Source organism: Faecalibacterium sp. AF10-46 (assembly GCF_003604105.1).
Lineage (GTDB): Bacteria > Bacillota > Clostridia > Oscillospirales > Ruminococcaceae > Faecalibacterium > Faecalibacterium taiwanense.
The window spans coordinates 94057-117439 of sequence record NZ_QVGY01000003.1 but is presented as its reverse complement, the minus strand read 5'-3'; the positions used below and the strand labels follow the sequence as shown (position 1 = coordinate 117439).

At 57.6% G+C, this 23383-nt stretch carries 20 protein-coding genes; 6 read left to right on the top strand and 14 right to left on the bottom strand.

Translation table 11 applies throughout. The features are described 5' to 3' along the window. Nucleotides 1-7: 7 nt before the first annotated feature. The 12 genes from DWV57_RS05310 to DWV57_RS05255 all read right to left on the bottom strand — a co-directional run bounded on the left by DWV57_RS05310 (nt 8) and on the right by DWV57_RS05255 (nt 16539). Nucleotides 8-2686, bottom strand: coding sequence for a UvrD-helicase domain-containing protein (locus DWV57_RS05310; RefSeq protein WP_120020185.1), 2679 nt, complete (start codon nt 2684-2686; stop codon nt 8-10). 232 nt (nt 2687-2918) lie between these two features. Then, nucleotides 2919-4127: a sodium ion-translocating decarboxylase subunit beta gene (locus DWV57_RS05305; protein WP_120020184.1), complete on the bottom strand. Its 1209-nt coding sequence runs from the start codon at nt 4125-4127 to the stop codon at nt 2919-2921. A gap of 15 nt (nt 4128-4142) precedes the next feature. Then, complete coding sequence (locus DWV57_RS05300; protein ID WP_120020183.1) at nt 4143-4502, bottom strand: OadG family transporter subunit; 360 nt, start codon at nt 4500-4502, stop codon at nt 4143-4145. Between the two features lie 163 nt (nt 4503-4665). Continuing rightward, nucleotides 4666-5691 carry a rod shape-determining protein gene (locus DWV57_RS05295; protein ID WP_097775429.1) on the bottom strand — a complete coding sequence of 342 codons (1026 nt, stop codon included), beginning with the start codon at nt 5689-5691 and terminating at the stop codon, nt 4666-4668. 352 nt (nt 5692-6043) lie between these two features. Continuing rightward, the gene (locus tag DWV57_RS05290) at nt 6044-8266 is read right to left on the bottom strand and encodes an ATP-dependent RecD-like DNA helicase (RefSeq protein ID WP_005941454.1); all 2223 of its coding nucleotides are present in this window, start codon (nt 8264-8266) and stop codon (nt 6044-6046) included. Nucleotides 8267-8653: 387 nt separating this feature from the next. Continuing rightward, nucleotides 8654-10027, bottom strand: coding sequence for an MATE family efflux transporter (locus DWV57_RS05285; protein WP_118528817.1), 1374 nt, complete (start codon nt 10025-10027; stop codon nt 8654-8656). A gap of 191 nt (nt 10028-10218) precedes the next feature. Then, nucleotides 10219-11001, bottom strand: coding sequence for an amino acid ABC transporter ATP-binding protein (locus DWV57_RS05280; RefSeq protein WP_118528815.1), 783 nt, complete (start codon nt 10999-11001; stop codon nt 10219-10221). Nucleotides 11002-11022: 21 nt separating this feature from the next. Then, nucleotides 11023-11667 carry an amino acid ABC transporter permease gene (locus DWV57_RS05275; protein WP_005938622.1) on the bottom strand — a complete coding sequence of 215 codons (645 nt, stop codon included), beginning with the start codon at nt 11665-11667 and terminating at the stop codon, nt 11023-11025. 170 nt (nt 11668-11837) lie between these two features. Then, a complete protein-coding gene (locus DWV57_RS05270) occupies nt 11838-12677 on the bottom strand; it encodes a transporter substrate-binding domain-containing protein (RefSeq protein WP_120020182.1) in 840 nt (279 codons plus the stop codon). A gap of 232 nt (nt 12678-12909) precedes the next feature. Next, nucleotides 12910-13944 carry a hypothetical protein gene (locus tag DWV57_RS05265; protein WP_120020181.1) on the bottom strand — a complete coding sequence of 345 codons (1035 nt, stop codon included), beginning with the start codon at nt 13942-13944 and terminating at the stop codon, nt 12910-12912. Nucleotides 13945-14021: 77 nt separating this feature from the next. Further along, on the bottom strand, nt 14022-15563 hold the full coding sequence (cls, locus tag DWV57_RS05260) for a cardiolipin synthase (RefSeq protein WP_120020180.1): 1542 nt from the start codon (nt 15561-15563) through the stop codon (nt 14022-14024). A gap of 133 nt (nt 15564-15696) precedes the next feature. Continuing rightward, a complete protein-coding gene (locus DWV57_RS05255; RefSeq protein ID WP_120020179.1) occupies nt 15697-16539 on the bottom strand; it encodes a DegV family protein in 843 nt (280 codons plus the stop codon). 265 nt (nt 16540-16804) lie between these two features. Here DWV57_RS05255 and DWV57_RS05250 point away from each other — a divergent pair, with 265 nt between their 5' ends. Next, the gene (locus tag DWV57_RS05250) at nt 16805-17353 is read left to right on the top strand and encodes a DUF1836 domain-containing protein (protein WP_005938962.1); all 549 of its coding nucleotides are present in this window, start codon (nt 16805-16807) and stop codon (nt 17351-17353) included. 64 nt (nt 17354-17417) lie between these two features. Here DWV57_RS05250 and prfB read toward each other — a convergent pair whose 3' ends face one another. After that, nucleotides 17418-18539, bottom strand: a complete 1122-nt coding sequence (gene prfB / locus DWV57_RS05245) for a peptide chain release factor 2 (protein WP_097775423.1) — start codon at nt 18537-18539, stop codon at nt 17418-17420. Between the two features lie 216 nt (nt 18540-18755). On the opposite strand from prfB, the gene DWV57_RS05240 reads away from it, so the two are divergent. Both DWV57_RS05240 and DWV57_RS05235 read left to right on the top strand, forming a co-directional pair. Then, the gene (locus DWV57_RS05240; protein WP_118528805.1) at nt 18756-19730 is read left to right on the top strand and encodes an RING finger protein; all 975 of its coding nucleotides are present in this window, start codon (nt 18756-18758) and stop codon (nt 19728-19730) included. A gap of 80 nt (nt 19731-19810) precedes the next feature. Further along, entirely contained in the window at nt 19811-20686 is an 876-nt protein-coding gene (locus DWV57_RS05235) for a UTP--glucose-1-phosphate uridylyltransferase (RefSeq protein WP_097775452.1), read from the top strand. 58 nt (nt 20687-20744) lie between these two features. On the opposite strand, the gene DWV57_RS05230 is transcribed toward DWV57_RS05235, so the two are convergent. Beyond that, on the bottom strand, nt 20745-21941 hold the full coding sequence (locus tag DWV57_RS05230; protein ID WP_120020178.1) for a cation:proton antiporter: 1197 nt from the start codon (nt 21939-21941) through the stop codon (nt 20745-20747). Nucleotides 21942-22270: 329 nt separating this feature from the next. Here DWV57_RS05230 and rpsF point away from each other — a divergent pair, with 329 nt between their 5' ends. The 3 genes from rpsF to rpsR are packed head-to-tail and all read left to right on the top strand — an operon-like array spanning nt 22271 to nt 23372. Further along, the gene (gene rpsF, locus DWV57_RS05225; RefSeq protein ID WP_005938979.1) at nt 22271-22555 is read left to right on the top strand and encodes a 30S ribosomal protein S6; all 285 of its coding nucleotides are present in this window, start codon (nt 22271-22273) and stop codon (nt 22553-22555) included. A gap of 30 nt (nt 22556-22585) precedes the next feature. Next, nucleotides 22586-23068 carry a single-stranded DNA-binding protein gene (gene ssb, locus DWV57_RS05220; protein ID WP_118528801.1) on the top strand — a complete coding sequence of 161 codons (483 nt, stop codon included), beginning with the start codon at nt 22586-22588 and terminating at the stop codon, nt 23066-23068. Nucleotides 23069-23114: 46 nt separating this feature from the next. Beyond that, nucleotides 23115-23372, top strand: coding sequence for a 30S ribosomal protein S18 (gene rpsR, locus DWV57_RS05215; RefSeq protein WP_015538096.1), 258 nt, complete (start codon nt 23115-23117; stop codon nt 23370-23372). The last annotated feature ends 11 nt before the right edge of the window (nt 23373-23383 follow it).

Sequence of the window (23383 nt, the reverse complement as noted above, 5' to 3'; positions counted from 1 at the left end):
AAGTGTGTTATTCCTCCGCAGTGATTTTGGTCAGGGGCGCAAAATTGGCCATGGTCTTTTTGATGCCCACCTTTTCAAAGTTGATCTCCACGATCTGATCTCCGGCGGCAGGCTTCACAGCCACTACCTGACCGCGTCCGAACACCTTGTGCTCCACAAGATCGCCCGGCTCATAGTGTTTTGCGCCTTTTGCAGCGGTTTTTGCTGCCGGTGTACCTGTAAAGGAGATTTGCTTTGCAGATTTTTTCTGCGTTGTTCCGTCAGAATATGCAGAACTGTAACCAGAACCATATCCCGCACCTGCGCCGCTGCGGCCATAGCCGGAACCATATCCGCTCTGGCTCTGGCCCCGGTTTGCATAGGCCGAGCCAAAGCCGCGGCCCTCGCCCGCGTTGTATTCGCGGTTCAGGTAGCCGCTGCGATTGCTATAGCCGCTTCCGTAACCGCCCGAACCGTACCCACTGGCGCTGCGGCCCCATCCAGATGGCCCGGAGTAACCGGATGCACCACCGGGCACCGTATCACGATAGCTGTCGCCCCAGCCGCCAAAGCGGGAGCGCTGTTCCAGTACCGGGCTGCGGGTCTCCTCGATATACTCCGGCTCGATCTCCCGCAAAAAGCGGCTCGGCTCGTTGCGCTGGGTGCGGCCATACAGCATCCGGGAAACGCTGTTGGAGATGTACAGCTCCTTCTTGGCGCGGGTGATGCCCACGTAGGCAAGGCGGCGCTCCTCTTCCAGATCGGCCTCGGAATACTTGCTCATCTCGCTGGGGAATACGCCCTCCTCCATGCCAATCAGGAACACATACGGAAATTCCAGACCCTTGGCGGAGTGGATGGTCATGAGTACCACCTGATCGGCGCTCTCGTTATAGCTGTCGATATCGCTGATGAGGGCGATATCTTCCAGATAGCCTTCCAGCGTGGCTTCCTCACCGTGCTGGTCGCAGTAGTTCTTGACGTTGTTGACCAGCTGACCAAGGTTCTGCAGGCGGTCAGCCGCATCCTCGTGGCCCTTGGCTGCATCGGCTTCCAGCATGGCCTTATAGCCGGTCAGCTCGATCACATCGGCTGCAAATTCGTCCAGCGTGCGGGTCTCCAAAGAATCCTGCAGGCGCTGATAGATCTGCCAGAACTTGAGCAGCGGCATTACGGCGCGGCTGAGCTTTGCATATTGGTCGGCATGGCCGATGATGTCCAGCATGCTCACGCCCTCCTGCGCGGCCAGATCGGCAATCACCTCCACGGTGGTGGCACCGATCTTGCGGGCAGGCTCGTTGATGATGCGGCGCAGGCGCACATCATCGCGGGGGTTCGCCACGATGGACATGTAGGAATGAATATCCTTGACCTCTTTGCGGTCGTTGAAGCGCTGGCCGCCCACGATCTTGTGGGGGATGCCTGCACGGGTAAAGTAGCTTTCGATGGGGGCCGATTGGGCGTTCATACGGTAGAGGATAGCGTGGTCGGCCAGATGTCCGCCCTCTTTCAGGTGCTGGCCGATCACATCCGCGATGTGGCTGGCCTCGTCCTGCTCGTTCTCGGCGGTGTACACCTGCACCTTATCGCCCTCGCCATTGCTGGTCCACAGGGTCTTGCCCTTGCGCTCGGTGTTGTGCTGAATGACACAGTTCGCAGCGTTCAGGATATTGGACGTAGAGCGGTAGTTTTGTTCCAGACGGATGGTTTTGGTGCCCGGGTAAATGCGCTCGAAATTAAGGATGTTCTCAATGGTAGCGCCGCGGAAGCGGTAGATGCTCTGGTCATCGTCGCCCACCACGCAGATGTTCTTTTCCGGGCCGGTGAGGAGGCTCACCAGACGGAACTGCGCCACACTGGTGTCCTGATACTCGTCCACCAGCAGATAGCGGTATTTGTTCTGGTAGAAATCCCGCACATCCTTGTGCTCGGCCAGCAGCTGCACAGTCTGGTAAATCAGGTCGTCAAAGTCGAATGCTCCGGCTTCCTTCAGGCGCTTTTCGTAGGCCGCGTAGATGCGGGCCGTCAGCGCGCCTTTGGTATCTTTTGCGGGGCTGGCAAGGGCCTGTTCCGGGCTGACAAGCTGATCCTTCCATCGGCTCATCTGGTTGATCGCAGCCTTGATGGGCAGGAACTTATCGTCCACATTCAGGTCTTTGTAGACAGCCTTCATCACGCGCTGGGAATCATCGGTATCGTAGATGGTAAAGCTGCGCGGGTAGCCGATCTCCTCCGCCCAGCGGCGCAGGATGCGTACACAGGCCGAGTGGAAGGTGGAAGCGAACACTTCGTCGCCCTCCTCGCCGCCCAGCATCCGGCGCAGACGTTCCTTCAGCTCCCCTGCTGCCTTGTTGGTAAAGGTGATGGCCATCACGTTCCAGCTGCGCACAGCGTTCTGGCGCAGCATCCCGTCCAGCCAGCTGGGGGCGGCAGTGCCGGTCATGATGGCGTTGCGCAGAGCCTTGATATCGTCCTCCGTGGCTGGGCGCGGTGTCTGTTTGGAGCCGTGGGCCGAGCCGAACCGGATGAGGTTTGCAATGCGGTTTACCAGCACGGTGGTCTTGCCGCTGCCTGCACCAGCAAGGATGAGCAGCGGACCATCGGTGGTGAACACTGCCTGCCGCTGCATATCGTTCAGGCGGCCAAACTGTTTTTCAATATAGGTATCGCGCAGAGCGCAGAATTCCTGTGTGAGATCTGTTGCCATGGTTTCCCCTGTTCCTTTTATGTTTATACTATCAAAATACAGTATACCACATTTCAAAACGATTGAGAATAGCCGCCGCGTTCGCTCTGGCTATTTTCAGCGGAAAAAATATTTTTATAATTTCCTTATTTTATGCCCAAAGCAAACGCGGCGGGCATTTCAAATCGTAAAACAAAAACCGCCCGGCAGCTCTTGCGAACCGACGGGCGGAAAAATGCTTTTCAGAAAGCGCTTAGCTGAAAATGTTGATCAGGATACCAGCAGCAACGGCAGAGCCGATAACACCGGCCACGTTGGGGCCCATTGCGTGCATCAGCAGGAAGTTGGAGGGATTCTCACTCTGGCCAACCTTCTGGGAAACGCGAGCGGCCATAGGCACAGCGGAAACGCCTGCGGAACCGATTAGCGGGTTCACCTGACCACCGGTCAGCTTGTACATCACCTTGCCGCACAGCACACCGGCAGCGGTGCCGAAGGAGAATGCGATCAGGCCCAGCACGATGATGAACAGGGTGCGGGTGTTCAGGAAGGTGTTTGCAGAGGTGGTGCAGCCGACAGACAGTGCCAGGAAGATGGTGATAATGTTCATCAGCTCATTGCCGGCGGTCTTCTGGATACGATCCACAACGCCGCACTCCTTCATCAGGTTGCCCAGCATCAGCATACCGACCAGAACAGCGGCATCGGGCACGATCAGGGAAACGATGATGGTGACCATGATCGGGAAGATGATCTTCTCAGTCTTGGAGACGGTGCGCAGCTGCTTCATCACGACGGTACGTTCCTTCTTGGTGGTCAGTGCCTTCATGATGGGCGGCTGGATCACGGGCACCAGAGCCATGTAGCTGTATGCTGCAACGGCGATGGAGCCCAGCAGCTCAGGAGCCAGACGGGAGGTAACGAAGATAGCGGTAGGACCGTCTGCACCGCCGATGATGGCGATAGCAGCGGACTGCTTCTGGGTGAAGTCCACCAGACCGGTAGCGGTCAGCAGACGAGCGCCCATGTAAGTACCGAAGATGCCGAACTGAGCAGCAGCGCCCAGCAGCAGGCTCTTGGGGTTGGAGATCAGGGGTGCAAAGTCGGTCATGGTGCCGATGCCCAGGAAGATCAGCGGCGGGTAGATGCCCAGCTTAACGCCCATGTAGAGCATATCGGCCAGACCACCGTTGTTCAGGATCTCCACCCACATGGGGTGTTCCAGACCGTCACCGACGAAATATTGCATGTGGATAATGCCGCTTCCGGGCAGGTTTGCCAGGATCATGCCGAATGCCATGGGCAGCAGGATCAGCGGCTCAAACTCTTTGACGATGGCCAGGTACAGCAAAAAGCAGCCCACGCAGATCATGATCGCGTACAGGTAGCCGCCCGGCTCACCAAACTGCGCAAAGCCGGAGCTTTGGAAAATACCGACCAGAGTATCAATAAACTGTGTCATGCTCTTCCTCCTCTGTTAAAACGGTGCGGTGGTGTCGTTTACACCCGCATTGCCCCAGCCGTTCTTGCTGCGGCGCACAGCCTTGAGGGTGTACTTGCCGTTGCCCATTGCATGGATTGCTGCCATAATGGCGGCGATCACATCACCGGGAATGCCCTCTTCCACCTGAGGAGCGGGAGCAGCTGCGGCCTGCTGCACGGGTGCAGCGGGCTGTGCAGCGGGAGCCTTGGTGGCTTCCTTGGCAGCCTTCTTCTTTGCGTTCATCGAATCGAAGATCTTGCCTTCCAGCGTGATAATCGCCATCAGCAGGATAAGGATCAAGAACACCAGTACGATGCCGGTAATGGTAACGACCACGTCAAAACCTAAATCCATGGTTTTCCTCCTGTTTCTTGTATACTGCGTCCGATACAAGATCGTCAGCAGAAAATCAATTTGGGTACATTATACCTTATTTTCCAATTTATTTCAACAAAAATAGATATTTTTTCTTTTTGGCGCTTTTGTTCAGATTCATGGATAAATGGTGCAGCTTTGATTATCTGCGGCCAATGCGGGGCGTTGCATCCAAAAAGCCGGTTTCCAGCTTGTCGTTCAGGCCAAGGCTCATGGCAGTGCCCAGTGCCACACAGTTGACGGGATCGGGCGAAACCGTCACCTCCACCTTCAGCTCTTCGCTCAGGTATTCGGTAAGGCCATGCAGCTGTGCACCGCCGCCGGTCAGCATGACACCATTGCGGAAGATATCGCCTGCCAGTTCCGGAGGGGTCTTTTCCAGCACCTGATGGGCTGCGGTGCCGATCTGCTCGCTGAGCATCATGACCGGTTCGTACAGGTCGTCAGTGGAAACATTCACACGCACCGGCAGGCCGGTGAGCAGGCTGCGGCCCTTGATCTCCATGGTCTCGTGGAAATCAGTCTTCTGGGGGCAGCAGGCCACGTTCTTTTTCAGCTCTTCGGCGGTGCGCTGGCCAATGGCAACGCTGTACTTGTTGCGCACGAACTTGAGGATCTCCTCGTCGTAGTGGTTGCCGGCCACGCGTACGCTGGTGGCCTTGACCTTGCCGCCCAGAGAAAGCACTGCAATATCGGTGGTGCCGCCGCCGATATCAATGATCATGCGGCCCTCCGGCTGGGTGATGTCGATGCCGGAGCCAAGGGCAGCGGCAATGGGTTCGTCGATCAGGTACACCTGACGGGCACCAGCGGCTACCACAGCCTCCACCACGGCATCGCTTTCAATGCCGGTAATGGCGGCGGGCACACAGACGGCCACGCGGGGCTTGACCATGTGGGAGCTGTACACCTGCTTGACAAAACGGCAGATCAGCTCACGGGTCATGGTATGGTCACTGATCACACCGTCCTTCAGCGGGAAGATGGCAGAAATATAGTTCGGGGTGCGGCCCACCATAGCAAGGGCCTTATCGCCTGCTTCCAGCACGGTCTTCTTGCGGGTATCCATTGCCACAACGCTGGGCTGGTTGAGCACAACGCCCTTGCCCTCCTGCGCAATGATAATGGTAGTGGTACCAAGATCGATACCGATATCGTTCTGTGCCATAAGTTCTTTTTTCCTTTCTCTGGTTCCTCTATCGAAACAACGGCCTGTTGATGCAGGCCGGAAATCATACCAGTCTACAGTATAGCATAGTTGCCGTAAAAAGTATACCGGTTTTGAACTCCTTCCGTCTGCTCACTTTGTTCGCATCCACCTGTTCCCCTTTTTGTCACTTACGTGACATCTGTTCCTCTCTTTGTCACCTGTGGTGACATTTCTCCCCGGTGCGGGGAGAATCTGTCCCGGCCGGGGGAAGTCTGTCTCCCGGAGGGAGGCTTTGGCAGTGCAGAAAGCTTTTCCTCTTCGCCAGAGGCTCTCTCTCCGAGGGAGCCGTCACCGAAGGTGACGGAAGGAGTTATTCTGCTTCCGTCTGTTCCGGCGGCAGCTCTGCCTGCAAAAGATAGGCAAGGCCGCTGTAGCGCAGGTTCTGGCGGATGTTGCCCATCATGCGGTTCACAACGTCCCTGCGGCCCGCCACGATGCACAGCTTCCGTGCACGGGTAACGCCGGTGTAGAACAGGTTGCGGTAGCACAGCCGCGGCGGCACCTGCGCCACCGGCAGGATCACCGCCGGGAACTCGCTGCCCTGACTTTTGTGTACCGTGATGGCATAGGCGATCTCCAGCTCGTTGAGGTTTTCTGCCGGGTAGACCAGCCGCTTGTCATCCATGCGCACCACCATGGAGCGATCCCGCGTGTTGATGCTCTCCACAATGCCGATGTCGCCATTGTAGGCACCCACGCCCTGCTCCCCGCCAATGCGGTTCCAGATGATCTCGTAATTATTGCGCACCTGCATCACCTTATCGCCCACGCGGAACACCCGGGCGGCGCTTTGCAGCTGGGGCTTGCCCGTCTGTTCCGGGTTCAGCAGGTTCTGCAGTTCCACATTCAGTGCCTGTGTGCCGGTAGGGCCAAGCTTGGTGGGGCACAGCACCTGAATGTCCCGGATCGGATCGAAGCCGTAGCTGCGCGGCAGGCGGGTGGTGACCAGATCACACACCAACCGCTGGGCCGCATCGCCATCCGATTCCAAAAAGAAGAAGTCGTCGGTCTTACCGCCCTTCTGCAGCGGTTCACCTGAGATGATGTGGTGGGCGTTCTCCACGATCAGGCTGCGCTTTGCCTGCCGGAAGATCTCGTTCAGGCACACGGTGGGCACCAGCCCGGAGCGGATGATCTCGCCCAGAATATTGCCGGGGCCGACGCTGGGCAGCTGGTCGGCATCCCCTACCATGATAATGCGGCAGCTGTAGCGCAGCGCTGCGATCAGGGCCTGAAACAGCTTCACATCCACCATGCTCATTTCGTCCAGAATGACCACATCGCACTTGAGCAGGTTCTTGTCGTTGTGGATAAAGCTGACCACGCCGCCGGTGTAGTCCACCTCCAAAAGACGGTGGATGGTGCTGGCCTTGCGGCCGGTCAGCTCACTCAGCCGTTTAGCCGCGCGGCCGGTGGGCGCACACAGGGCCACCCGTTCCGCCTGATCTTCCAGCAGCTGCAGAATGGCGTTGACGGTGGTGGTCTTGCCGGTGCCGGGGCCGCCGGTGAGCACAAGGCAGTTCTCGGTCATGGCTTTGCGGATGGCTTCCTTCTGCAGGGGCGCATAGGCAAAGCCCTGCGTCAGTTCCAGAATTTGAATGTTTTTATCCAGCCCGTGGGCGGTATTCTTGCCCCGTTTTGTCAGCATGGCAAGCCGGGCGGCAATGTCCTCCTCGGCTTCCAGCAGGTCGGGCAGATAAATATACGGTGTTCCGTCAAACAGCTTCACCCGCAGTTCTTCGGTGCGGATGCACTCGTCCAGCGCAGCAGCCAGCTTTTCCGGCGGCTGATGGATAAAATTGGATGCCGTTTCCAGCAGCTGGGTGCGCGGCAGGCAGGTGTGGCCGTTGCCCGCGTTGTGGCGCAGGGTGCGCAGCAGGGCCGCTTCCAGCCGCTGGGCGCAGTCGCCTTCCATGTGGTAATACTGGGCAATGCTGTCCGCGTGGCGGAAATCCAGCTGCAGCGGTTCGCCGCAGAGCAGATAGGGATTTGCCGCAATGGCCTGCATGGCCCCGGGGCCGAAGGTGCGAAACACCTCCATCGCGCGGCGCGGGCTGATCTCGAACTGCGCCAGATAGGCGATCAGCTCCCGCATCCCAAACATCCGCTTGAACTCCTGCTGGATGCGGTCGGCCTTGTCCGCCGAGATGCCGGGCACCTGCGTGAGCCGGGCCGGGTCGTTGGCGATCACCTCAAGCGCCTCGGCACCGAACAGGTCGATGATCTTATCCGCCGTCTTGGCCCCGATGTACGGCAGCGACCGGCTGGCAAGGAAGGCGTACACCGCTTCCAGATCCTTGGGCATGTCGGTCTCGCACTCCTGTGCGTGGAACTGGCGGCCATAGGTGGCGTGGTTCTCGTAGCGGCCGCGGCAGACCACGCTTTCGCCCGCGTGCAGTTCACCCACAATGCCGCACACCACTGTGACCACACCGCCGCCGGACACCTCGAACACCATATAGCCGTTGTCGGTGTTCTCGTAGATGATGTCCTCCACGGTGCCCTCGATCTGTTCCAGCTGCTGCTCTGCCATGCGCTCACCTCCTGCCAAATTACACAATTATAAGTAGTATAACGCTTTTGGCGGGATTTGTAAATCATCCGGGCAGACTGCAGTGCAGCCCTACCGTGGAGAAACACATGATACAGTGAGAAATATATAACTTACTTATGTTTCTTTTTGCCAGTGTATCAGGTTGATACACTGGCCTGCCCTGATACACTGACTCACTGTATCAATCAAGGGGCACTGTATCAGCTTGATACACTGTATTTTTCATCGCATCAGCGTTAATAATCCGTCACTGTATCAGATAACACTCCCACAGTAGCACCTGATAAAGTTCTCTGAAACCGTAGGCTGCCCTACAGCCCGAACATCAAAAAAGCTCCCCTTTGCAGGAGAGCTTGCGAACATTCTTTAAGCGTTTGCGGTGCGGGCATCGTGTTCCTTCTCGACGTCCTTTTCCTTCTGCAGGCGTTTGCGCACCACAAAGTAGGCCGGAATGAGGAAGAAGCAGGCAAAGAACCATGCCACCGGGCTTGCGATGCAGGCCGCAAAGTAGCCCCACAGCGGCACGAACCAAAAGCCCACCATGGCGCGGGCCACCATCTCGGCCACACCGGCAAACATGGCAAGGCCAGAGAAGCCCAGGCCCTGAATGGTGTAGCGGTAGATAATGAGCACCGCCAGCGGGATGTAGAATACGCTGTTCCAGAAGATAAAGCTCTGAGCATTGGCCATGATGGCAGTCTCGCTGGCATCCAGGAACAGGCCGATGAGCAGCTTATCCGTCACGCGCAGGATGAGGAAGGACGCAATGCTGTACACGCAGCCGATGCCCAGTGCGGTGTTCACGCCGCGGTCCACACGGCCAAGGTCTTTTGCGCCCATGTTCTGGCTGGCGTAGGTGGTCATGGCGGTGCCGATGCTTTCCAGCGGCACACTCAGGAACTGTGCGGCCTTGCTGCCTGCGGTCTGTGCAGCCACGATGTCGCTGCCAAGGCCGTTCACGGCACCCTGCAGCACCACGCTGCCAATGGCCGTAATGCTGCACTGCAGGCCCATGGGAATGCCCATGCTGCACAGCTTTGCGCAGTGGGCCAGGCTGAAGCGGCCCTCTTCCCTGCTCCAGCGCAGCTCCGGGTAGTGGCGCAGGATGTACAAAAGACTGCCCAGACCCGCCACAGCCTGACTGAACACGGTAGCAAAGGCTGCACCGAACGCGCCCATATGGAACACGATGATGCACACCAGATCCAGTCCGATGTTCAAAAAGCTTGCCACCAGCAGGAAATACAGCGGGCGCTTGCTGTCGCCCAGCGCACGCATCAGCGCGCTGGTCACATTATAAAGCAGGGTGAACGGGATGCCCCAGAAGATGGTGCGGATGTAGATATCCGCAAGGTCGATGATGTTTTCCGGGGTGTTCGTCCACACCAGCACCGAGCGGGTCAGCGCCACAGTAACAATGGTCAGCACCACGGCAAAGAAGATGGAAAGCCACACGGTGTTGGCAGTGTAGCGGCGCATCTCCTTGTAGTCCTTTGCGCCGAAAGTCCACGAGATGGGGATGGAAAAACCGCAGGCGATGCCGTTCACAAAGCCCAGCACCAGATAGTTCAGGCCGCCCACGCTGCCTACCGCCGCCAGCGCTTCCACGCCCACAAAGCGGCCCACGATGATGGTATCGGCCAGATTGTAGAACTGCTGGAACAGGCTGCCCAGCATCAGCGGCACCGCAAACGCAAGGATCAGCTTGAGCGGACTGCCTTGGGTCATATCCTTTGTCATCGTATAAAAACCTCCTGCCACACTGGGAACCGGCTTGATGTCGTGATTTTTGCCGTGAAAAACGCCCTGCCGGAAAGGGCAGGACGTTGGTTTCATTCATGAATGGTATTATAGCGGACAGCTGCAGGTTTTACAAGATTTGCATTGCATCAACATTTCCAAATTTTTGCCGCAAGAATTGGTGATTTTGCTTATTCTCCGTAATGCGAAAGGAACTGTTTGGTGCGCTCCTCCTGCGGGTGCTCAATGAGCTGCTTGGCAGGGCCTTCCTCCACCACCACGCCGCCATCCATGAACATGATGCGGTCGGCCACGTCACGGGCAAAGTGCATCTCGTGGGTGACGATGATCATGGTGGTCTTGCGGTCGGCAAGGTCGCGCAGGACGCGCAGCACCTCGCCGGTCAGCTCCGGGTCGAGGGCCGAGGTCGGCTCGTCGAAGCAGAGAATGTCCGGGTGCAGAGCCAGTGCGCGGGCAATGGCCACGCGCTGCTGCTGACCGCCGGAAAGCTGGTGCGGGTAGTGGCCTGCCCGGGCAGAAAGGCCCATCTGGGCCAGAAGTTCCTGTGCCTGCTGTTCCAGCTCGGCATGGATGGCCTTTTTGTCAGCCTTGTAGTCCGGGCGCTCCTTCGCCAGCAGTTCACCCGCCAGCATTACGTTCTGCAGGGCGGTGTACTGCGGGAAGAGGTTGAAGTTCTGGAATACCAGACCAAAGTGCAGCCGCTTTTTGCGGATCTCGCTCTCGCGCTGGGTGGCGGGGTCGGCAGCGTCCCACATGGTCTCGCCGTTCACCTTGATGATGCCGGTGTCCGGCCGTTCCAGAAAGTTCAGGCAGCGCAGCAGGGTGGTTTTACCGGAGCCGGACGAGCCGATGATCGCCAGCGCTTCGCCCTGTTCCAGCGTGAGTGAGATATCCTTGAGTACTTTGGTATCGCCAAAGTTTTTGCCGATGCCGGAGGCTTCAAGCAGTGCCATGATCCAATTTCCTCCCTTTCATCAGCGGAAATAATCCAGTTTCTTTTCGGCCCAGCCAAACAGCAGGGTAAGTGCGCCCACGAACACCAGGAAGAAGATGGCAGTAGAGAACAGCGGCCAGATCAAGCCCTTTGCGCTGTACTCCTTGGCCATCATGATGATCTCCTTGTTGGCAATGGTGTTGGCCAGCGAGGTATCCTTGACGAGGGTGATCACCTCATTGCCCATGGGGGCCAGAATGCGCTTGACCACCTGCAGCAGCGTCACCTTGAAGAAGATCTGGGTCTTGGTCATGCCCAGCACCTGACCGGCCTCGGTCTGGCCCTTGGGAACGGCTTCGATGCCGCCGCGGTAGATCTCGGAGAAGTAGCAGGCGTAATTGATGGCAAAAGCCACCACCGCCGCCACCATGCGTCCGCCGGAGCCGGAGGGCCACGGGTTATTCATGCCCAGCAGGCCGGGGCCAAGGTAGATCACGATGATCTGCAGCATCAGCGGCGTGCCACGGATGACCCACACAAAGGTCTTTACCGCGCCGGAAAGCGGCTTGCACCGGCTCATGGAGCCGAAAGCCACCACCAGACCCAGCGGCAGCGCAAACAGCAGGGTCAGAGCGAACAGCTCACAGTTGAGCAGAAACGCGCCGGAAAGGCGACTCAGAATCACAGACACAAGAACACACCCATCAATCCGTTTTTTGAACGCCTTCCGTCACCTTCGGTGACAGCCTCCTCAATGAGGGAGCCTCACGCATATCGGCAACAAAAAGCCTCCCTCACCGAGGGAGGTGGCATCGCGCAGCGATGACGGAAGGAGTAATTACATTCTTATAGAACTCAGTCGGCCAGAGCCAGATCGTACTTGTCGGCCAGAGCTTGCATGGTGCCGTCGGCCTTCAGCTCGTCAAAGGCGGCATCCACAGCAGCGGCGGCATCGCTGCCCTTGCGGAAGGCCACGCCGTACTCTTCAGCGTTCAGCTCGTCCACGATCTTCAGGCTTGCATAGTCGGTGCCCTCACCGATCATGGCGTTGGCCAGAGTCAGATCCAGCACAGCGGCATCAGCAGTGCCTGCGGCAACTTCCATCAGGCAGTCGGTCTGCACGCTCTTGGAGACGTAATCGGCCTGTGCAAGGTTCTCGTCGCCCTCAATGGCGGCTTCACCAGCAGAGCCAGCCTCGGCAACCACGGTCTTGCCCACCAGATCCGCAGTGGAGCTGTAGTCGGTGCCGTCCCTCACGACCACGACCTGTGCGTTCTTGGCGTAGGCCTTGGTGGTGGCGGTGTTGGCCATGATGTCATCGGTCAGGGTCATACCGTTCCAGATGCAGTCGATGCTCTTGGCATCCAGCTCCACCACCTTGGTATCCCAGTTGATCTCCACGAACTCCGGCTCGACTCCCAACTTTTCGCACACGGCAGTTGCCAGCTCGGTATCAAAACCGGTAAAGTTGCCGTCGGCATCGGTGTAGTTCATCGGCTCATAGACGGTGTAGCCAATGACCATCTTGCCCTTTTCCTTGATGTAGTCCAGATCGCTGGCTGCGGTCTCGGAGGCGGCTGCGCTCCCGGATGCAGAGGCAGAAGATGCCACGGTGGAAGTGGATGCGGCACCGCCGCAGGCGGCAAGGCTCAGTGCCATGGCACCAGCCAGAAAAGCAGAGACAAGACGTTTCATAAAAGGTTCCTCCCTTTTTTTGCTTCCCAAATGTGTTCCCTCTCGGTTTAGCATTTTATCATGCTAAAGTGTTAAACTGTGACTATAGAATAGCGCGTTTGCAGCCATTTGGCAAGAGGAAATGCAAAAGTTAGTGCAGTTCGTCTTTTTCAAGGCTTTTCCACGTCAATTCTTTGGTCTGATTGCACAAAGAAAAGAGGAAAAGCTTTGCGCCTTTCCTCTTTTCTCCGCTTTACTCTTCCGCAAACGCCGCCAGCGCAGCCTTCTGCAGCTCCGTCACCGAGATGGTGCACAGTGCCGCAAGGTCGGCATCCGAACCATCGTCCGGGATGCCTGCGATCTCAGTACGGGTCTTGCCCTTCAGGTAATCGCACCAGCCCTCGCTGTGCTCGTACCATTCCTTGTCCAGACTGGATGCCCCGCGCATCCCGTAGCTGTCGCCCAGTTCCACCTTGGTTTTGACCATCTCCGGTGCCGACACCGTACCATCCGCGCCCACGGTAAGGGCAGGCTCTGCCACATCCGCCACTGCACCGGTCACACGGCTGTCAGCATCCAGCGTCAGGGCTGCCACTGTGATGTCCACCTGCGCGGTCACATCGTGGTCATCGTCGGCGGTCAGTTCCTTGGTGTCATTGCGCACTGACACGCCCAGCACAGCGCGGTCGCCGCGGGCCGAGCCGACTGCCTTTGCATTCTCGCAGGCGCGCACCACAGCATCCCGATAGCCGTCCACCGCAATGGTGCAGGTGGAGAGCAGGTCAGCATCCTTCGGCTTGCCGTCATCGTCGGTGGCAAGCTTCTTCACCTCATCCGGGGTTTTGCCGGTAAGATAATTGCCAAAGGCATCCGCCTGCTCTGCCCAGCCCTTTTTCAGCGAGGACACCGCCGCCAGCGGGTAATCGTCGCCCTTCTGGCGCTTGGTGCGATCGTCGGTGGACATCGTCACCTTGCCGGTGCTGTCCCCCGTGACCGAGACCTCCACCTCGTCCAGCATCACATCTGCCACCCTGCCCTCGGCATCCAGCAGAACGGCAGCTGCGATGGTATCGATCTTGCCCGTGCGTTCCTGATCAGACGCTTCGGTCAGGATGCCAAGGCCGGTGCGGTATGCAGCGTTCTGGCCCGCCTGCCCCGTCTGCGATGAACTGCCGCCCATGTTCGTGCTCATGCTGCCGGAGGAACCGGGATCGCTTCGGCTGCAGGCGGTCAGGGCCAGAGCTGCCGCCAGCGTGCAGCCCAGAATCATGCGAGGTATCTTTTTCATTATAATAAAACGCTCCCTTTCCTGCCCCCCATCGTAAAGGGGCTTTTGGGCTAGTTTACCCGGAAAGGGAGTTTTTATCACATCAAGGGGCTCAGCAGCCGCAGCACACTGTCCAGCACCGTGCCGGGCAGGCTGGTGCGGCATTCCGTCACCTGTATCTCGCGGCACTGCGGCAGCGTGGCCCGTACATCGTCCCGCAGAACTGCCACCTGACTGTTCTTTTGCAGCAGTACACCGCACTCAAAGTGCAGGAACAGGCTGCGGTAGTCCATGTTGATGCTGCCCACTACGGCAGTTACATCGTCGCTTACCCAGCACTTGGCATGCAGAAAGCCAGGCGTATATTCGTAAATGCGTACACCTGCCCTCAAAAGCGGCAGATAGTACGACCGGCTCAGCCGGAACACCAGCTTTTTGTCCGGGATGCCCGGCAGCACCAGCCGGATGTCCACCCCGCGCTTGGCCGCGTTTTTCAGTGCGTCCAGCATTTCCTCGCCCACGGCAAGGTAGGGCGTGTAGATATAAACATACCGCTGTGCCTGCGCAAGGATGTTCAGGTACACCGTCTCGGCCATCGGTTCCTCGTCCAGTGGGCTGTCCGCGTAGGGCTGCACGATGCCGTCCGATACCGGCGGCACCAGCGGCATGGGACGAAATGCATCATAATCCGTCTCGCTGGAGCGGAAGGCGTTCCAGAAGTTGAGGAACATCACCGTAAAATTCCACGCGGCATCGCCTTCCACACGCAGGGCTGCATCCTTCCAGTAGCCAAAGCGCTGCTCCGCATTGATATACTCATCTGCCAGATTCACGCCGCCGGTGTAGGCCACCGTACCGTCAATGACTACGATCTTGCGGTGGTCGCGGTGGTTCATCACCAGCGAGAGCAACGGCACCACCGGGTTGAACGGGATGCAGCGGATGTGCGCCCGCTCCATGCGCACGATGAAATCGGCGGGCAGACCCAGCAGACTGCCAAAATCATCGTAGATCAGGCGCACATCCACGCCCTGCGCAGCCTTGCGGCGCAGGATCTTTTCAATGCCGTTCCACATGCAGCCGTGGCTCACGATGAAAAATTCCAGAAAGATGCTCTTTTCAGCCTTTTCCAGATCGGCCAGCAGCTGCGGATACATGGCTTCGCCGCAGGCAAAATACTGCGTGCGAGTGTTCTGCCACGCCGGATAGGGGCCGTACTTTGCCACATATCGGCTCTGCCCCTGCTCGCGGGCATCCAGACCTTCCAGCACACCCGGCTCCTGTACAAGGTCTTTTTTGTGGACATCCTCCACCGCCTGCATTTTCAGGCGCAGGCGCTTGGCCGGGCGTTTGTTGCCAAAGGCCAGATACAGCGCACCGCCCAGCAGCGGAAGAATGCCGATCAGCGCGATCCAGCCCACCTTGTAGGCGCTGTTCTCATCCTTGCGCACAAGGTACAGGACGATGAGCAGGCTCAGTGCGTTGAGCAGGCCGTTCACCCACACGCGGCCCGTGCCGGTGGTGATGGCAAACGCCACCCAGCACAGCCACAGCAGCTGCAATGCCACCAACACAACCGTGATGGTGACGCGGTTCAGAATGCGGCTGAAAAAGCGCACGATCGGTGAACGAAAAAGCATGGGCCTGCCCTCCTTTCACATTTATAATTATGTGTAAGTATAGCGCGGTTTTACAACTTTTTCAAGTTTTGCGTTGTTCAAAAAAGCAAGCCAGACCCGCAGGCCCGGCTTGCTTGCAATATCAAAAACTCTTTTACTCTGTTTTTCCGTCCTCATAGCCCACCATCAGGCCGCCCAGCTCAGCGTAGTAGCTGCACAGGCCGCCGCACTCGGTCACATCCACCTGCGCCCCTGCAAACACCGCGTGGATCATCAGCTTCAGGCGCTTGGCCGCTTCCGGGTTATCACAGTGGGCAATGTGCACTTTGCCATCGGTAAAGCCGTGATCCTTCAATTCCAGCACGATGCGCTCCAGTGCGCCGTGCTCGCCGCGGGTCTTGCACAGCACCTCCAGCTCGCCGCTCTCACTGGCCTGACCAATGACCCGGATGCCCAGCATCCGTGCCACAGCGGCAACAGCAGGCTTCACACGGCCATTGCGGGCCAGATTGGCCAGCGATTCCAACGAAAACAGCAGATGCGTGTGCTTGTGGTAAGCCACGATCGCCTCGCAGATCTCGTCAAACTCCATCCCGATCCGGACGAGATCCCGCAGACGCTCTGCCAGCAGACGCAGCTCCGGCCCGGCGGACAGGCTGTCCAGAACAAAAATACGGGCCTCCGGGTGCGTTTCCTTGTATTCTTCCGCTGCCAGCAGTGCAGCATTGTAGCTGCCGGACAGTGTGCCCGTGATGGTGGCAACAAAGATCTGCTCCGCACCCTCATAAGCAGCCAGCCAGTCTGCCACATTGGGGCAGGAGGTGCTGGTCTTGCCCTTGTAAGTACGCAGAGACCGGGCCATGCCCACGGCATCCAGAGTGCCGTCATCCAGATATTCCTGTTCATCCGTGACGATCTTCAGCGGCACACAGGCAAAGTCTACGCCCGGCAGGGCATACAGGCTGGACGAAGAATCCACAACGATCTTGGTTTTCATAAAATGCACGCTCCAAATCTATTTTGTGATAGCAGGTCATTTTTTATTTTCCGTGCCTTACACGCACTTCCGCCTGCATGGTTTTCGGTTCACTGCAGACATCATAGCAGTTTTTCAAAAACCTGTCAAGGGATTTTATGCATTCTTTAAAAAGTTTTAAAAATCCGTTGACCAGAGAACCGATTTGCGCTATAATACCGCCAGAAAACCATTTTCTGTATCCCGCGCAGCCCAGCTGCGCCAACCTTAGAAAACTGCTTACGATATGAAAACTGAAACCAAATGCCGCGTTGCGGCCTGCGCCGCCGGGTTTGCCCTGCCCCGGTACGCCGATCTCCCGCAGATGGGGCTTTATCTCGACCAGACCGTGCAGTACGTCAACAGCTATTTCCGCACCTTCTGCGGCGTGGAGCTCACCTCTTCCATGGTAAGCAACTACGTTAAAAAGGGCATTTTGTCCCACCCGGTGCGCAAGAAGTACGCCCGCGATCAGATCGCATCCCTGATGTACATTGCAGTCTCCAAAACGGTGCTCTCAATGGAAAACATCGATGCCCTGTTTAAAATGCAGCGGGCGCACTGTTCCGCCGGGGCAGCTTACGACTACTTCTGCGACGAGATGGAGAACTGCCTGCCATTTGTATTCGGCTGCACCAGGGAGATCCGCGACCTTGCCGTGGATGCCGCAGATGAAAAGCTGCTTCTCCGCAGCACGATCCTTGCAGCGGCAAACAAAATGTACTTGGACTGCTGCTTCAACGCCCTGCGGCAGGAGGAAAATCTCTGGGATACCATTCTGCCCGATCTGGCGTAAGAACACAAAAAAGGCCGTGCCTCCATAAAAGGAAGCACGGCCTTTGCATTTTATACGTTCAAGATCAGGTATCCTGCAGCTCCCCGCGGCTTGCAGCCTTGAGGTATGCGAAGATGAAACCGTCCAGATCGCCGTCCATCACGGCATCCACATTGCCGGTCTCGTAGTTGGTGCGGTGATCCTTGACCATGGTGTAGGGCATGAACACATAGCTGCGGATCTGGTGACCCCATGCGATCTCGTTCTGCACGCCCTTGATGTCGTCGATCTTATCCATATGCTGCTGCTTTGCGATCTGATACAGCTTTGCCTTCAGCATTTCCATGGCGTAGTCACGGTTCTGGAACTGGCTGCGCTGGGTCTGGCAGCTGACCACGACGCCGGTGGGCTTGTGGATCAGACGCACAGCGGAAGAGGTCTTGTTGATGTGCTGGCCGCCTGCACCGGAGGAACGGTACACCTGCATCTCAATGTCCTCGGGGCGGATATCCACCTGAATGGTGTTATCCAGCTCGGGCATCACTTCCAGCGAAGCAAAGCTGGTCTGACGGCGGGCGTTGGCATCAAAGGGCGACACGCGCACCAGACGGTGCACACCGTTCTCGCTCTTGAGCAGGCCGTAGGCGTTGGCGCCCTTCACCATCATGGAGGCGCTCTTCATGCCGGCTTCATCACCGTCCTGATAATCCAGAACCTCCACGGTCATGCCGTGGTTGGAAGCCCACTTGTTGTACATGCGGTACAGCATTTCGGCCCAGTCCTGTGCCTCAGTGCCGCCGGTACCGGCATGGAAGGTCAGGATGGCGTTGCTGTGGTCGTACTCACCGTTCAGCATGGTCATCAGCTGCAGCTCGTCCACAGCCTTGCCCACAGCGTTCACAGACTCCTCTGCTTCGGGGATCATGGCGGGGTCGTATTCTTCATCCAGCATTTCCAACATGGTCTCGGCATCATCGTACAGGCCCTGCAGCTTTTCAAAGCGGCTCAGCTTGCCCTTCAGGTCGCCCACTTCGTCAAAGACCTTCTTGCTCAGGTCTGCATCATCATAAAAGCCGGGGCGGCTCATGGTGTGCTCCAGCTCCTGCACGCGCTTGCGGGAGGCATCAATGGCAAGAGCTTCTTCCAGGTCCTTGACCGCCTTGCCGTAATCGGCAAGCTGCACCTTCAGTTCGTCAATCGTGATCATTCTCTAAATCCCTCTCGAAATGATAAATAAGGTAAAGTCCTTTGTACTTGCCAAAAGACACAGTTTATACACAGATACTTCATTAGTATACCGAGAATCTATGCTAAAGTAAAGGGGTAAATGGATTATCCTGCTGGAATTTTGAAGATTTTCACCTTTTCTTTTCTCTTTCAGGGGAGTATAATACCAGTATGAACCATACAACAGGAGGAAATCATGCCGAAATATTATGGCTGTCCCTGCGAAGGCTGCGGCAGACCGCTGGCGCTGACCGATGATATCGTGGTCTGCCCGGACTGCGGCGCACCCTATCACCGCGAGTGCTACGAAAAGCTTGGCCGCTGCATCCACACCCCCGCCCATGGCGCGGGCTATGAATGGACGTTCCCGTACAAAGACGATGCTCTGCGCACCTGCCCCAGCTGCGGCGAGCGCACCCTGCGCACCGAAGAGCGCTGCCGCTGCTGCGGTGCCGTTCTTCCGCCGGAGAGCCAGTGCCCGGAGCCGCCCACCCAGAGCCAGCCCGGCACCGACGCAGACGGACGCTTTGACTACAACGACCTTTACCGCCAGTATCAGCAGACGGTGGAGGAACCCACCCGCCGCAACGTGCAGGCGGCCTTTGGCAAGGAAGAGCTGATCGACGGCATCCCTTACAGCGACTGGAACGATTATATTGGCAAGGCCGCGCCCGTCTACCTGAACGATTACAGCCGGATGCAGCTGCAGCACACCAAAATTTCCATGTGCTTCTCGGCGCTGGTGTTCGGCCCGTTCTATTTCTTCTACCGCAAGGCGTGGAAGCCGGCCTTTGGTTTTCTGGCCGCAGAGCTGGTGGTGGCCCTGCCCACCCTGCTGAGCATGATGCAGGCCACCGGCAGTCCGCTCACCGCGGGCATCAGCAGCACTGCCATCGTCGTGCTTTCCCGCATTATGACGGTGTTCAGCTTTGCACTGGTGATGCTGCGCACCCTGTACGCCAAGTGGCTGTACCGCAAAAGCGCAGCCGAGCGCATCCGCCGCATCCGCGCCGAGTTCCCGGACGCTGCCCAGCGCCGTGCGGTCCTGTCTGCGCAGGGCGGCGTGAGCATCGCCGGTGTGATCGGTGCCTTTGTACTGCTGATGGTGCTGGGTGCCTGTGCTACCGTGCTGATGGGTCCCAACCTGGATGCACTGGCCGGCATGATCTGAAAACGCATTGGGGTCCTGCGGCGGTCGGCCTGCACGGCCGGTGTCGCAGGCATTGAAATAGTAAGGAGAAACGAATCATGATGAAGAAAGTCACCAAAGCCGTCATCCCTGCTGCTGGTCTTGGCACCCGCGTGCTGCCCGCCACCAAAGCTATGCCCAAGGGCATGCTGCCCATCGTGGACAAGCCCGCCATCCAGTATCTGGTGGAAGAGGCCGTCCGCTCTGGCATCACCGATATCCTCATCATTCTGGGCCGCAACCAGAGCATCATTGAGGATCACTTTGATCGCAGCCCTGAGCTGGAAGAAAAGCTGGCAAAGCCCGGCAAGGAAAAGGCTCTGGAAGAGTGCCTTGGCATCGCCAACATGGCAAACATCCTCTTTGTGCGCCAGAAGCAAACGCTGGGTCTGGGCCATGCTGTGAACACCGCCAAGGCCTTCACCGGTGATGATCCCTTCGTGGTGATCTATGGCGATGACGTGATCTGGGGCGAGGACCCGGTCTGTGCCCAGCTGATCCGCGCCTATGAGGAGTTCGGCCGCCCGGCGGCAGGCGTTTCCGCAGTGCCATGGGAAGATGTGAGCCGGTACTGCAGCCTGAAGACCACCCCCATCCACGACAACTATTTCTTTGTGGACGACATGATCGAGAAGCCCAAGAAGGGACAGGAGTTCAGCAACTACTCCATTCTGGGACGCGTGCTGCTGACCCCGGAGATCTACGAGATCCTTGCCCACACCAAGCCCGGCGCAGGCGGCGAGATCCAGCTGACCGATGCCATGGCCGAGTATGCCCGCACCCGCGGCGGCATGACGGCCGTAGAGTTCACCGGCAAGCACTACGACATGGGCAACAAGCTCAAGGTGGTAGAGGCACAGGTGGAGCTGGCACTGCAGCATCCGGAGATCGGCGAAGAATTCCGCGCTTACCTGAAGGAGTTCTGCAAGACACTGTAACTTATCCTGAAAATAAAAGATCCTCCGGCAGACCTGTCGGAGGATCTTTTTTTATTGTTTACCCATTTACCTGACTGGGGTGCTTCTGCGGCGGCATCTTGGTAAAGAGCGCCTTCAGCACCAGCGGAGTTGCCACGCTGGACACCACGATCAGCAGGATCACAGCGGTAAAGTAGACCGAGTCCACCACGCCGACATCCAGGCCCTTCTGGGCCACGATCAGTGCCACCTCGCCGCGGGTCATCATGCCAACGCCGACCTTGAGGGAGTCGCCCCAGTTGAAGCGGCAGATCTTGGCTGCAAGGCCGCAGCCGATGATCTTGGTGATAAGTGCTACAATGACGAAGCAGACACAGAACAGGAAGATTTCCGGTGTCAGGCCGCTGATGTCGGTCTTCAAGCCGATGGATGCAAAGAAGATGGGCGCAAAAATGATATAATTGCTGATATCCACGCGGCGCTCCACGTAGGAGGCATCGTCCATGGTGCACAGCACGATGCCTGCAATGTATGCGCCCGTGATATCGGCAATGCCAAAGTATTCCTCGGCGATGTAGGCCATGGCAAAGCAGAACGCCATGCTCACGATGGTGATGCGCTGGGTGTGGGGATTGCGCTTGTCCAGCCATGTCATAGCAAAGTGAGCCACAACACCCACGCCCACAGCAGTGGCAAAGAACAGTGCCGTATTGATGAGCACCTTGCCCAGACCCGTGCCGGTGCCGGAGCTTGCGCCCAGCACGCAGGTCAGCACCACAATGCCGATGACATCATCGATGACGGCGGCACTGACGATGGTGGTGCCGAGAAAGCTCTTCAGGTGGCCCATCTCCTGCAGGGTTGCCACCGTAATGGACACGCTGGTGGCGGTCATGATGGTGCCGATGAACAGGGCACGGTAGAACTCAGGGCTGCCCACGGCAGAGAAGCCGTAGAACACACTGTACAGCAGGGTGCCGCCCACCAGCGGAACGGCTACGCCCACGCAGGCAATCAGGGTGGCGATGGGGCCGGCTTTGATCAGTTCCTTCAGATTGGTGCCAAGGCCCGTGGTGAACATCAGCATGACCACGCCGATCTCCGCAAAGGTGGAGATGGCGTCACTGGTCTGCACGAGGTTCAGGATGCACGGACCGATGATCAAACCGGCAAGGATCTCACCCACCACCTGCGGGGCCTTGCACTTGCGGGCCACCAGGCCAAAGAACTTTGCGCTGAGGATGATGATTGCCAGGTTACGGAAAACCGAATACACAAAGAATCCTTCCTTTTCTATAAAATTCCCAGAACCATATATACATTCCTTTCGAAGACGGATAACAGAGAGCAGAGAGACGGCCGATCCCCGACTGCTTTGCCGTTCATCCTCTGAAAGCTACTATATTATATTCCTCTTTCACAAAAAAATCAAAATATTTTTTATTATATCTTTTTTCGGAAAAAGCTTGACAGAATCCACACAGCTTGCTATAATAAATTGCTGTCTGAACAGACACGCCGCACACAAGGCGCGATGCCGCGTTTTGTGTGTACCCTTGGTCCTGTGATTGCAGGATCCTTAAGTCCAAAAGGAGGTGCTACAAAATGGCAAAGTACGAAACCATGCTGATTACCAGCGCCGCTCTCGACGAGGAGGCTACCGCCGCTCTGGTTGGTAAGTTCAAGTCCCTGATCGAGGCTAACGGTACGATCGATTCCATCGACGAGTGGGGCAAGCGCCGTCTGGCCTACCCCATCAACGACGAGGAGGAAGGCGTTTACACCGTGATCGACTTCACCAGCGAGCCCAGCTTCCCCGCTGAGCTGGACCGTGTGTACAAGATCACTGAAGGCGTTATGCGCAGCCTGATCATTGCTCACGAGGAGTAATCCTTCTGTGACAGAAAGGGAGACCGTAAAATGTTGAATGTTGTTGCCATCATGGGCCGTCTTGTGGCGGATCCCGAACTGCGCACCACCCCGCAGGGTACCAATGTGTGCAGCTTCCGCATTGCCTGTGACCGCAATTTTGCGCGTCAGGGCGAGCAGCGTCAGGCCGATTTTATCGATATCGTTGCATGGCGTCAGCAGGCCGAGTTTGTTTGCAAGTATTTCCAGAAGGGCAGTCTGATTGCCATTGAAGGCAGTCTTCAGACCCGCCAGTATCAGGATAAGAACGGCAACAACCGCACCGCTGTGGAAGTGGTAGCCAACAATATCAACTTTGCAGGCTCCAAAAACAGCAATGCAGGCGGCGGAGCAAATTATCAGAATAATTCTGCTCCCGCCTACCAGAACGCAGCGCCTGCCCGCCCGGCCGCTGTGGAGGCAGCTCCCAGCTACTCTGCCGGCAGTGCAGACGACTTCGCCGTCATCGACGACAGCGACGATCTGCCGTTCTGACACGAAACGGTCAATCCGTTAAAAATCCAATAGGAGGTAATAAGCAATGGCTTTTGAAAGAACCGAAGGCTCTCGCCCCGCACGCCCCATGCGTCGCGGCCGCAAGAAGGTTTGCAGCTTCTGTGTCGATCGTATCGACACCATCGATTACAAGGACGTGCCCCGTCTGCGTAAGTACGTCTCTGAGCGTGCAAAGATCATTCCCCGCCGTGTGACCGGCACCTGCGCTTATCATCAGCGCGCACTGACCATCGCCATCAAGCGTGCTCGTCACGTTGCTCTGATGCCCTACGTCAGCGACTAATCCTTAAAGAA

Coding starts and splice junctions, on each gene's coding strand:
- DWV57_RS05310 (WP_120020185.1), bottom strand. CDS start 2,686: ATGGCAACAGATCTCACACAGGAATTCTGCGCTCTGCGCGATACCTAT.
- DWV57_RS05305 (WP_120020184.1), bottom strand. CDS start 4,127: ATGACACAGTTTATTGATACTCTGGTCGGTATTTTCCAAAGCTCCGGC.
- DWV57_RS05300 (WP_120020183.1), bottom strand. CDS start 4,502: ATGGATTTAGGTTTTGACGTGGTCGTTACCATTACCGGCATCGTACTG.
- DWV57_RS05295 (WP_097775429.1), bottom strand. CDS start 5,691: ATGGCACAGAACGATATCGGTATCGATCTTGGTACCACTACCATTATC.
- DWV57_RS05290 (WP_005941454.1), bottom strand. CDS start 8,266: ATGGCAGAGCAGCAGCTGGAACAGATCGAGGGCACCGTGGAGGACATC.
- DWV57_RS05285 (WP_118528817.1), bottom strand. CDS start 10,027: ATGACAAAGGATATGACCCAAGGCAGTCCGCTCAAGCTGATCCTTGCG.
- DWV57_RS05280 (WP_118528815.1), bottom strand. CDS start 11,001: ATGGCACTGCTTGAAGCCTCCGGCATCGGCAAAAACTTTGGCGATACC.
- DWV57_RS05270 (WP_120020182.1), bottom strand. CDS start 12,677: ATGAAACGTCTTGTCTCTGCTTTTCTGGCTGGTGCCATGGCACTGAGC.
- DWV57_RS05265 (WP_120020181.1), bottom strand. CDS start 13,944: ATGAAAAAGATACCTCGCATGATTCTGGGCTGCACGCTGGCGGCAGCT.
- cls (WP_120020180.1), bottom strand. CDS start 15,563: ATGCTTTTTCGTTCACCGATCGTGCGCTTTTTCAGCCGCATTCTGAAC.
- DWV57_RS05255 (WP_120020179.1), bottom strand. CDS start 16,539: ATGAAAACCAAGATCGTTGTGGATTCTTCGTCCAGCCTGTATGCCCTG.
- DWV57_RS05250 (WP_005938962.1), top strand. CDS start 16,805: ATGAAAACTGAAACCAAATGCCGCGTTGCGGCCTGCGCCGCCGGGTTT.
- prfB (WP_097775423.1), bottom strand. CDS start 18,539: ATGATCACGATTGACGAACTGAAGGTGCAGCTTGCCGATTACGGCAAG.
- DWV57_RS05240 (WP_118528805.1), top strand. CDS start 18,756: ATGCCGAAATATTATGGCTGTCCCTGCGAAGGCTGCGGCAGACCGCTG.
- DWV57_RS05235 (WP_097775452.1), top strand. CDS start 19,811: ATGAAGAAAGTCACCAAAGCCGTCATCCCTGCTGCTGGTCTTGGCACC.
- rpsF (WP_005938979.1), top strand. CDS start 22,271: ATGGCAAAGTACGAAACCATGCTGATTACCAGCGCCGCTCTCGACGAG.
- ssb (WP_118528801.1), top strand. CDS start 22,586: ATGTTGAATGTTGTTGCCATCATGGGCCGTCTTGTGGCGGATCCCGAA.
- rpsR (WP_015538096.1), top strand. CDS start 23,115: ATGGCTTTTGAAAGAACCGAAGGCTCTCGCCCCGCACGCCCCATGCGT.